Consider the following 11,686-nt stretch of genomic DNA (forward strand, 5'->3'; position numbering starts at 1 on the left):
TTATCCCCATCCGTCGTCCCGGAAAGTGCGGAGCACTTATCCGTGCTCTTACAGCTTAAACTTACTCACTTCGTCGTCGAGTTGTTCGGCCAGTTCCGCCATGGTTTTGCTGGTGGCGACCATTTGCTTGGCAGAGCGCAGGTTGTTGTCGCTGTTGTCGCTGATTGCGTGGATGTTGCGATTAATGTCTTCTACAACCACGCTTTGCTCATCCGTTGCGGTGGCGACCTGGGTATTGATGCCATGGATGATTTGAATATCATCGGCGATGTCTTTCAGCATAACGTCGATTTGTTGCGCGGCCTCAACCACTTGCGTCGTTTGTTTATTGCTAAGGCGCATCTGTTCTACCGCGGTTTGTGAGTCTTGCTTAAAACTGTCGATTTTGCTTTGAATTTCTTCTGTAGAAGACGCTGCGCGCTGCGCCAGCGTGCGTACCTCATCGGCAACTACTGAGAAGCCCCGGCCATGGTCACCTGCGCGTGCTGCTTCAATTGCCGCATTTAGCGCAAGCAAGTTAGTTTGATCTGATATGCCACGAATGGTTTCGAGAATGCTGACAATGTCATCGGTATGCGCGTCCAATGACTCGATAACGCTGGTAACACTGCTGATTTGACCGGCTAGCTGGTGAATACTATCAACAGCTTGCTGAGTAAATGCCTGTCCATCGGCCGATGCTTTTGCGCTGTGATTTGCACTGCTGGCAGCATCGTGAGCTGATTGCGCAATTTCATTTACGGTGCTGCCCATTTGATTCAACGCGGTGGCTACGTGCATGGTGCTGTCACGCTGTGTTTCACTGTTGGACTCAGTCATCGCAGATTGTTCGGCTACCTGAGCAGCAGACTGGCGGATCTGAACGCTGGTAGCGGCTACGTTAGTCAAAATGCCGTGCAGGCTGGCAGTAAACTGATTAAATCCTTCCACCAGTTTGCGGGTTTCTTTCTGTTCGGGCAGTGGAATACGCGTCGTTAAGTCGCCCTGGCCATTACCCAACTGTGTAAACACACTGGCCAGGTTCTCCAGCGGCTTGCTTATACTGCCGGCGAACCAAACACCCAATAGGGCAAAACCGAGTGCAATGATAATAGACCAGGTGATCATCGACACACTGGCACTATTCATTTCGGTATACAGTTCGCTAACCGGTACCTGAGCAATCACATACCAACCTGCGCTCTTTACATAGGTGCTAGCGAACAGCATGTCTTCACCTTCCACTTCACCGCGTATCAGGTTGAAGTCTTGCTTGGTGAGTAAAGTGCTGGCAATAGCGCTGGAGGTAATGTCACGGAGATGCGATTTACCCAGTAAATTAGTATTGGCGTGGGCATTGATCGTGCCTTTTTCGTCGGCCATAAAAATGAAGCCACTTTCGGCAATTTTTACGCTGTTCAGTACGGCCATTAAATCATCAACGGATTTGGCTACACCCGACATACCACGACCATTTACCTGTTGGTAATTGGCAAACAACCGGTATCCCTGACCTGGCTCATTGTACAAGCTTAGTGAAACGGGTTGACCACTGTCTTTGTAGGCAAAAAACCAACCATCAAACTCATCGTTTTTCAGTACGCGTAAAAAGCCGTCCTGATTCCAGTATTTATGGGTTTGGCGATCGACGAAAGAGGTAACGGTGAGATCGTTGAAATCCTTCAACTGACCAAGGTAGTTAACCAGCTGAGTTTCGCCCGCACGATTTGCACCAGCCTGAGACCAAGCAATGACGTCGGGGTTGTTTGCTATGGAATAGGCAACAGACTTCATTACTGTCACTTCTTTGTCGACCCGGTTAGCGACCTGCTTAACCATATTGGGCAACTGCACGGATTCCATGTTTTGCTCAACCAACTGCCGGGCAATGTACTGCTGGATTGTCCCGACCAACAGGGTAGATGCCAATACAGCAATGACCAGAATAAGAATTAATTTTTGTTTGATACTAAGGGATGCAAAACGCATGGATACAACTCTACTGTGCAACGTAAAAAAACCAGACCGAATGGTCCAATCTAAAAGGTCTGCTTAGCAGTTACAAGAGAATTGATTAAAAATTTGTCTTATATTTCAATGGTGTAAATGCACTGTTAATCAGGTGTTTTAAAATGGCTGGCGAAAATAGAGATCGCCAGCCGAAGTGTGAGCATGTTAGTGCTATACAAGGCTACCAGGCACGTTTTTTATGGCCACCCAGCGCGTAATAACAAATAAAGGCATAGCATGGCAGCATTACCGCGTAAGCCGATTGCGCGTCGAGTGTGTCCGACAACCCGCCGTATACCAGTGGCAGAATAGCACCGCCGGCGATGCCCATAATCAGAATCGCCGAGCCTTTGGGGGTAAATTTGCCTAAATCAGCCAGTGCCAGCGGCCACACAGTAGGCCAAACCATGGCATTAGCCAGCCCCAGTAAGGCGATCAGGGCTACGGTATCAGGCAGGGTTTGAATGCCGGTCCAGCCCCACAGAATTGCAGAGATGCTGTGGGATTGGTCTGAACCCAGCATGATCCCCACCGTAAATACGACTCCCAATATACCGGACATCAGCATAGCTTTGGATTGGCTAATCAAGCGGGGAATACAAAATAGTCCCAGGAAGTAGCCAATCACCATGGCGGTCATGGTAAATGACGTAAGCGATGTCGCATTGGCAACGCCCAGCGACGAGCCATATAACCCGATAGTGTCGCCTGCAATTACCTCAACGCCCACATAACAAAACAGGGTGATGGCGCCCAGCACCAAGTGTGGGAATTGCAACACACCGCTGACTTGTGTGCTGTCGTTACTATCGTTATTCTCAAATTGTATATTTGGCAGATTCACGCGCATCAGTCCCAGCGCCAGAATGCCCAGCGCGATAGCCATGCCAATATAGGGCTGAATAAGCTGGCTCGACATCTCGTTTAATTGCGCAGCACGCTCGGCTTCCGGCAGTTGGGCCAGACTTACCTGACTCACGTCGCTGAAGTTACCCAGTACCAATGCAGTGAATAACAGCGGCGCTAAGACGCCCGCAAATTTGTTCAGTAAGCCCATAAAGGCAATACGCGCTGCGGCACTGTCCTGTGAACCTAAATGCACAATAAACGGGTTGGATGCAGTTTGCAGAATGGTGAGGCCGGAACCTACAACAAACTGGGCAATCAAAAATACCGCAAAGGTTTTACTAAGTGCAGCTGGCACAAACAACAGGCAGCCGATGGCAATCATGGCCAGCCCCAGCGACATGCCTTTCTTGTAACCCGTGACTTCCAGAATCTTTGCCATTGGCAATGCCATTACCACGTAGGCAACATAAAAACAGAACGCAATGAATAGCGCTTCCATTTCACTGAGTTCACAGACCATTTGCAGGAAGGGAATAAGGGCGCCGTTTAACCAGGTCACAAAGCCAAAAATAAAGAACAGCAGGCCAATTGTGAGTATGGGCATCAGGCTTTGCATACCTGTGCGCGGTAGGGTTTGTGTCGTCATGCTGTCGCTTCCTGTTCTGCGGCTACCGGCTTACCGTGCAGCCATATGTTGTTTATTGTTAAGTTATTATCCAGTAACAGTAAATTAGCTTGCTGACCAATGGCAATGCTACCCAGCGTATTCTGTAACGACATAAACTGCGCCGGAGACTGGCTGGCCATTTGGCTGCACGCTGCCAGACTAAAGCCAAGATCGCGATGGGTATTCAGTACCGCCTGATGCATGTCCAGGCACGAACCGGCCAGGGTGCCGTCTGGCGTGGTGAGCTTGCCGCCGTGGCGGGTAATGGTGGTATCAAAAAAGGCCAGTTCATTCATATCGCAACCCACATGCGCCATGGCATCGGTAACCAACATAATGTGCTGTGGCCCCTTGGCTTTAATCGCGAGCGCGGCACTTTGCGGGTGGACGTGATGATGATCGACTATCAGGCCACAATACGCTTCGCTATTTAATGCGGCGCCTACCATACCCGGCTCGCGTGATTGCAGGGCAGACATGGCATTGTATAAATGGGTAAAGCCGGTGGCTCCCGCATCAAGTGCTGCCTGGGTTTGCTGATACGTAGCGTTGCTGTGTCCCAGCGCGACTACCACGCCTTCAGCGGTTAATTCCTGTATAAAACTCAGCGGCACATTGTCGGGCGCGACGGTAACAAGTACTCTGCCTAAATCCTTGCGAGTTAGAATAGCCAGCTCAGAGTCCTTTGGTGTGCGAATGTATTGTGCGTCATGCACGCCCTTTTTCTTTGTATGAATAAAGGGCCCTTCGTAGTGCACGCCCACAATGGTAGGGTGTTTACGGTCAATGGCTTCGGCAATGGCATCGGCCGCTTTCGCCATCACTTGCTCGCAATCGGTAATGAGGGTGGGCAGCAATGAGGTGGTACCAAATTGCAAATGGGCACGGGCTAATACATCCAGGCTATCGTAGTCCAGATGTTGGTTAAACAGCACACCGCCGCCGCCATTGACCTGGGTGTCAACATAGCCGGGTAGCAGCGTTCCGGAGGTAACTGGCGAATCGCCCGCTTCATCGATGTGCGTGATCACGCCCTGCTCAATGGTGATAGCGGCATTATTTAACATGCCAGCCGGGGTGATGACGCGTTCAACACATAGTTTCATGGTTATACCGTTTGAGTCACTTTGTTTAATCCAGGCGGTGCATCGGGGTTTAAGCCCATGTCGGCGGCCACTTGCTCGATATCCAGATAAAAGCGCTGCATTAACAGCAAGGGCAGTAATCTGGGGTGCAATGCCTTGTTGATATTTGCCAGCTTAACAACTTTTGCGCGTCGGCGGCTAATATCTTCGATCATTGAACGGTGAAACGAGTGTGACTCGTCCTCAATCTCTAAATCAATGATAGATAGCGGCTTTTCGGCCAGTGTAACCGGGCCGTGAATAAATTCAGCACTGCTGAAGGACTCGGCGTGAATGCCTAATACTTCCTTGAGTTTAAGCGCTACTTCGCGGGCAATGGCATAACCGAACGCCCTGCCAAGCACGATACAATTGTGCACGCCGGTAAGGTGCGCCTGAGTTAATTGCTGTGGTTCATTGCAAACGGCTTCAAGTGCCTCGGGAAGCTGGTTCAGCGACGCTTTTAGCTCAGTATTGCCCGACCATTCGGCGCATAATTGCAGTAATGCAGACAAGCTGGCCAGATAGCTTTTTGTGGCAGCCACGGCTTTTTCTTCGCCCGCTCGCACGGGTAACACTTCGTCACATAGCTCTGCCAGTGGTGAAGTTTCGTCATTCACGATGGCGACAGTATAGGCTCCGCCCGCTTTGGCGTCCTTGGCCTGACGCAGAATATCCGGGCTACGGCCCGACTGTGAAATCACGATCACCAGTGCATTGGCAAGGTTTAACTGCTTATTGAAAATGCCTGACACCGAGGGCGCAGCGGCGCATACCGGCAAGCCCAGCTCTACTTCGAACAGATACTTACCAAATACACCGGCGTGATCGGAAGACCCGCGGGCAATCATCATGATCATGCCGGGCTTGCGTTGCTTTAAGGTATTCGCAAGGCGTTCACAGATCGCCTGATTGTGTGTTAACTGGCCGGCAATGGCGCTGGCGGCTTGCCTGGCTTCTTTCGCCATAATACTGCTGGTCATTGAAAATCTCCTGCTTGTTTTGCCAGTAAAATTGCGCCTTCTTCGGGGCTGAGCTGGCAGGGTTGAATACGGTCTTGTACCGCATTGCTTAACATGGGGTGGTAAAGTTCTGTCAGGCCGCCTATCAGGCACAGGGCCATATCCGGTGTATTCAATACTTCGTCGGCGAGTCGTTGTAGGTAACCTAGCCCATCCTGAACGAATCCCTGAATAACACTGTCGCCTTTGCGGTATAGCGGTAACAAAGGCAGCACGATGGCGGCATAGTCATTGGAATTGAATCCTGCACACTCTCGAACGATATCTTCGGCGCTGTTTGTCTGTAGGTGCTCGCATACGGCGTTAAATGTCGCGTCTTTGGGAGCCAGGCCGTCAAATGCCAACAGGCTGTGCTTCACGGCTTGTAGCCCAAGCCAGGCACCACTGGCTTTATCGCCGATGGGGAAGCCGTGCCCGCCAAAATCGGTAAAGCTGCCAGATGCATAGCGAGTGGCCGATGAGCCCGTGCCGCACACAATCACCGCACCGTCGTGTCCTGCATGCGCGCCAGCGCATGCCGCGTGAAGGTCGCTTATCAGGTGAACGTGTTTGAATGGCAACTGCTTTGCCATCAAGGCCTGATGTGCAGAGGCTATGTTGGCACCAGCTAATCCTGCGCATAACACAATCTGCTGCGTAGTGATGGATAGCTGTGCGGCCTCAATGGCTTTCGCTGTCGCATCCATAATGGAGGCGCAAGCTGTGTCCAGACTGCGCATCACATTAGCCGGGCCACTCTGGCCCTTTGCCAGCAGGGTGCCGTCTGCGGATTCAAGGCGTACCCGGCAGCGGCTGCCGCCGCCGTCAACGCCGATGAAATATAGTTCGCTATTCATGCTTACATTTACTCAATATCTCGGTTTGAACAGAGGTTCAAACTTATTAATTCAAAAGATTTACTGTGCTAGTGGTGAGTCTAGTTGTACCACTCTGCTGGTCTTGTCGGTATGCAATACCCGGGCTCGGACCATCATGGCTTCACCCTTGCGCAGGGGCGCAGAGTAGCGGTGCCAGTGGACGCCGTCCGGGCTGTATTCCAGTGCCAGGTTGGGGAGTAGGGCACGTAAAAACAGTTGTTCATTGTCTTGCTTCACGCCCGGAGGAGGCACACGTACATGGATATCGTGGGCTATCAGGCGCGGGTAATGCCGGGTCGCCATGGCATGGGTAAAAGACGCATAGTCATTATTCACTTCGCTGGCAAAGTTTGGCTGAGTCACCTTGCCTTCCCAGTCCGCGTGATGCCAGGCGCGTTCGGCAAATGCCAGAAGTCGTGGGAAGAGCATGTATTCCACGCTGTCGGGCGTACGGGTTACTTCGGTCCAAAGTTGAGACTGCATGCCAGCAATGGGGAAGTCGCCCGAAACCGATGTATCTTCATAGGCTTTACCCATTCTGTCGGTCCAAAGCTGTGCCATTTGATGCATATCTTCTGGCATAAACTCGAACACTTTGCGAAGCGATACTGACTTAGCAGCCCAGTAATAACCCGGCTCCAGCGGGTTGTTCTGATACGGAAAATCAAAGTACAGCACGTCCGGTAAACTCAGAATCGTAGGTACCTTCGCTTCCAGCCAGTGCGACACGGTTTTGGTGGCGCCCCAGAACAGGGTGTCCCATACGTTTACTTGTATCTGGCTGTTGGTAAGAGCCGGTAACGCTTTGTCCATGCCATCACTCCAGCCTGCCATGGTGAGTCCATAGCGATTGCCCAGTTTGACTACTCGCTCAATGAACATCCCGGTGAGGTTGTCCTGATCCACACCGCTTGCCAAACAGGCCGGAGATTGGGTCCAGGCCCCGGCGGTTTCATCGGCGCCCATGTGGTAAGTGCGCAGAGGTACGCCAGCGTCGGCATGCATGACTTTGAGTTCGTTAAGGACTTTATCTAAAAAGCGATAGGTACTGTCGATGCAGGGGTTCAGCGTATTGTCATTGTAGAACTGTATCGAGCGGTATTGCGACGGGTCGCCTGGCTCTGTGAGCAGGTACATACGCGCCTGTTCGGGTTTGCCTTGTGCCATCAGTTTGTTGTATCGAACCTGCATGGACTTCACTGCCGCACGAACGTGTCCGGGCATATCCAAAGAAGGAATAACTTCGATGCCCAGGTTGTTTGCCTGTACCAACAGTTGCTGATAATCCGCAATCGTCAGGTAGCCATTGTTGGGGCTGTTGCGATGTGGCCCTGCACCTAATTGAGGTAACAGACACTGTTGTTCGCTCAGGTCATGGCAGCGATAAGCACCAATGTCAGTTAGTTCAGGCAGTCCCGGAATTTCCAATCGCCAGCCTTCGTCGTCGCTAATGTGTAGGTGCAACTTATTAAGCTTTAGAATGGCCATTTGCTCAATAATGGTGGTAAGTACTTGCTTACCGTTGAAGTTTCTGGCGATGTCGATGTGCACGCCGCGATAATCAAATCGAGGTGCGTCTTCAATGTGCGTGTAATTTATACGCTTGGTTTGCGGGTCAACTAACTGCGCCAGGGTTACCAATGCATAACCCGCAGCATGTTCCGAAGCGGCCTCAATAGCTATGCCGGTTTCGTTTACCGTTAAGCGGTAGGCGTCCTGGCTGTTTAAGTCGCTATCGTTAATACGCACATCAACAGGCGTGAAGTCAGTTTGCTCACCGACGGATAATCCAAATTGTGCCAGTAACGGCTGCCAAGTTAATAGTGCCGGCAGCTGTTGAGGCAGCCGAATACCTGTCAGGTTAACAAACCCTAATTGCTCTGACTGCGATACCACCTGCGGAATAACGCGATTGCGTGATTCTACTGTCCATTGCGCAGGCGCTTGATCATAGTCGTACCGTGCAGTTTCAAAGGGCAGCGCATCGTCTTTGTTTCTGCGGTATTGCTCTGGCTTTGTCCAGCGCTGGGCATGGCCTGCTACAGGCAACTGTGAGTCAGCCCTGTGTTGTAGTCGGGTGCTATCGATAACCACGGGTTCCAACTCACCTGAGACCAGATAATAATTGGGCATCACATCGGAGCGCGAGGCATGCCAGAACGGCGCTTTAATGTTGATTGCTATCGAGGTGTTGGTATTTACCTCTTCCAGAAAATCGATACGGTGCAAGTCACCATTTATATGGGTAACCGTAATGGTAGCGTTATTGGCTTCAACATCGGCAATGGGCGACATATGACTAAAATAAAGTGATGTGCCTGTTGTAACCGGAATATCCTGTGTAGACAGCGTAAGCTGAGCAGTGAAACACTTGCCTTCCATGATGTCGGTGCTACAAGGCACCTGTGCAATGTTGTTTTGCACCTGGTAACTCACAATCAGTGTGCGTCCCAGTTGATTGAGTTCGGGCTGTGTGGTTGCCAGTGCTTGTGTGCTCGCCAGGCACAATAGCCATCCCAGATAGTTCTTCATCATACTCACTGCCAGGTAAAAGAGTGTCGTTGTAATTATGGGTGTAGATGGGGCAGCTTATCAGGGATACGACAAGCTGCCCATTAGCTGGTGGCTACCAGCATTGGCCGGGCTTAGAAGCTCATGCTCGCGCCCACAAACAGTCTGCGGCCGTTGGCACTTTGCGTGCCGCCAAGGCGCAGTCCGTCACTTTCCCTTACGTAGTAGTTTTCCCAAATTTCATCGGTAAGGTTGAGTGCTTCTGCTTTGAAGGTCAGGTTTTCACTGTACTGCCAGCTAACCTGCGCATCTAACTGAGCTTGTTCGTCGCGGTAGCGAGGACCAATCTCGGTTTGCGCAATGAAATACTCTGAGCGGTAGTTGTAGTTTAAGCGCGCGCTGTACTCGTCTACTTCATAATAAACACCAATGTTGAACGAGTTCTTAGAGGTGTTCGGGAAGCTAACGGTGCGAGTAGACAGGGTGGCACCCACAATATTACCTGCATCGTCATACACAGCGGCGGCTTCATCAATTTCCGCATCTGCTACGTCGGTGTAGGTATAGTTGAAGTAACCACCAAAGCCGTTTTCAAACGCGTGTTGCAACTGGAATTCAAAGCCTTCAATGGCTGTGGTGCCGCCGTTTTCAGGCGTGCTCAGCTGATTGATTTGCTGGCCGTTGATTTCTTTTGCCACGGTTTTGGTAAAGATGAAGTCGCTGATGTCTTTCTTAAATAAAGTGAAAGAGACCAGTGACGCACTGTCGTAATACCATTCCACACCGGCTTCAAACTGGTTGGCGGTTAGTGGATTCAGGCCTGGGTTACCCGCTGTACCTGAGCTGGTTTCTGGCGTCAGGTTAACCGCTGGAGCCAATTGGAACGGCGCAGGACGAGTGATGACACGTGATGCAGCAAAACGCAGTACAACATCTTCAGACAGATCGTAAGCGATGTTTGCACTTGGCAGCCACTCGTTGTAGTCACCGTCGTAAGCAACGGCTTCGCCACTGTTCAGATCGAACCCTTTAGATGTTGAGTCGGTTTCAACATAGCGCAAGCCAATGTTACCGCGCAGGCCATCAGTCGCGAATTTCGCCATGACATACAATGCAGTAATGTCTTCTTCGATATCAAATGAGGCATCTTTCAGATATACATCTGAATTTCGGCACAGGCCGTCTGAGTTGCTGTCGTTACACTCTGCTACCGCATAAAGTGCATTATACATAGCGGTCTTGTCTGGCATGAAGTAGCTTGCTGCCACACCGTTGGTTTGTGAATGGTCTACATTCACCATAGCGCCAGACCAGAAATCACTTGCCGGGCCAAGGCTGCCTTCGCCAGTAGGAGCAAGGTTAGCTAAATCGGTGCGGTAACGGTGCTGACCAAAACTGCGGTCGCGTACTTTTAAACCGGTTTTGATTTCAGTAATGGCGCCCCACTCAACAAAGTGTGAGTAGTCCAGTTGCAGGTAGTTTTCTTCATCTTTGGTGCTGTTGACCTGATCGAAGATGCCGCCTAACCACATTTCATCACCTGGATTCGCTAACCATGGGCTTGCTGTGGTGAAATCAATGTACGGGTTTGCACCGCCTGGATTGTAGAAGTCAAAGTTAGCGCGCTCGTCGTCAGGTGTTACCCAGAATTCAGTGAAGAAGTCACGGTTTGTGCCTTCACCAGTAGTGGTACCCAACTGGAAGTGAAGCTGGCCACTTGCCAGTGTGTAAGTCCCTTCTACGTCGAGTAACTCGGTCGACATTTCTGAGCCGTCACGGAAGATATTGTCGTAAGCCATGTGGCGGGCCCAACCCGGACGCTGAGGTAAACCGGTGACTGCCAGAGATTCCACTACGCCGTTGCTTACTGTACCGCTGTTGGTGTCTTCGCCCATATAAGCAATACCGCGGAACGGAATACCAATCAGGTTAGAGTTGACGTTGTCGGCTTCCATGGTGGATGAAAGATAGTGAACAGAGATGTCGAGGTCGTCAGTGGGTAGCCATTGTGCCGTTACGTCGATACCCTGACGTTTACGATCCTGCTTAAACAATGCTGAACCCATACCCCATGGAATAGCGCCTTTGCTGCTGGCTCCTTGTGGTGCTTCAATCAGTGGGTCGATACGCGGAATACTCGGACCAAACCAACCAAAATCTTCGTTAGTTTCACGGTGAACCGTACGTTGCTGATAGCTTCCTGATACCAGAATACCAAACGTACCATCGTCGTTCTTCCAGCTGTAAAGGCCTGAAAGCGATGGATCGGTTTCGGTAGAAATATCGTTGTACTGGGCTTCTACTGACATTTGCGCGGTGTTAGCGTCCAGGTCCAGCGGCTTGCGGGTGCGCAGAATAACAGTACCACCCAGTGCGCCTTCGTCCAGGTCGGCTTGTGAAGACTTGTACACTTCAAGGCCACCGACCATTTCAGAGGCCAGAATTTCAAAGTTGAAGTTACGCGTAGCGTCTGACAGCACGAACCACTGTGCAGTACCCACGGCCTGGCCGTTTACCAACGTCAGGTTTTGATCTGGCTGTACACCACGAATGGTCACGCCCTGACCTTCACCAAAGTCACGGTCAATGGTTACACCGGGAATACGCGATAAAGATTCCGCGACGTTTTTGTCGGGGAATTTACCAATGTCTTCCGCAGTAATCGCG

7 protein-coding genes are annotated in these 11,686 nt (G+C 51.1%); all 7 read right to left on the minus strand.

Features of this window, described 5'->3' with window-relative positions; all coding sequences use genetic code 11:
• Positions 1 to 48 precede the first annotated feature (48 nt).
• Positions 49 to 1,968: a methyl-accepting chemotaxis protein gene (locus AC4MRN_RS15345; RefSeq protein WP_370243148.1), complete on the minus strand. Its 1,920-nt coding sequence runs from the start codon at positions 1,966 to 1,968 to the stop codon at positions 49 to 51.
• Positions 1,969 to 2,170: 202 nt separating this feature from the next.
• Positions 2,171 to 3,484 (minus strand): sugar MFS transporter, encoded by a 1,314-nt coding sequence (locus AC4MRN_RS15350; protein WP_491203759.1) that lies wholly within the window; start codon positions 3,482 to 3,484, stop codon positions 2,171 to 2,173.
• The gene (gene nagA, locus AC4MRN_RS15355) at positions 3,481 to 4,611 is read right to left on the minus strand and encodes an N-acetylglucosamine-6-phosphate deacetylase (protein ID WP_491203760.1); all 1,131 of its coding nucleotides are present in this window, start codon (positions 4,609 to 4,611) and stop codon (positions 3,481 to 3,483) included. Before nagA ends, AC4MRN_RS15350 begins: the two co-directional genes overlap by 4 nt.
• Positions 4,612 to 4,613: 2 nt before the next feature.
• Positions 4,614 to 5,612, minus strand: coding sequence for a glucosamine-6-phosphate deaminase NagB-II (gene nagB-II / locus AC4MRN_RS15360; protein WP_370243143.1), 999 nt, complete (start codon positions 5,610 to 5,612; stop codon positions 4,614 to 4,616).
• Positions 5,609 to 6,487, minus strand: coding sequence for a glucosamine kinase nucleotide-binding domain-containing protein (locus tag AC4MRN_RS15365; protein ID WP_491203761.1), 879 nt, complete (start codon positions 6,485 to 6,487; stop codon positions 5,609 to 5,611). Before AC4MRN_RS15365 ends, nagB-II begins: the two co-directional genes overlap by 4 nt.
• A 60-nt stretch (positions 6,488 to 6,547) precedes the next feature.
• On the minus strand, positions 6,548 to 9,043 hold the full coding sequence (locus tag AC4MRN_RS15370; RefSeq protein ID WP_491203762.1) for a family 20 glycosylhydrolase: 2,496 nt from the start codon (positions 9,041 to 9,043) through the stop codon (positions 6,548 to 6,550).
• A gap of 110 nt (positions 9,044 to 9,153) precedes the next feature.
• A partial coding sequence (locus AC4MRN_RS15375; protein WP_491203763.1) for a TonB-dependent receptor occupies positions 9,154 to 11,686 on the minus strand: 2,533 nt, incomplete at its 5' end.

Source organism: Marisediminitalea sp., assembly GCF_984433645.1.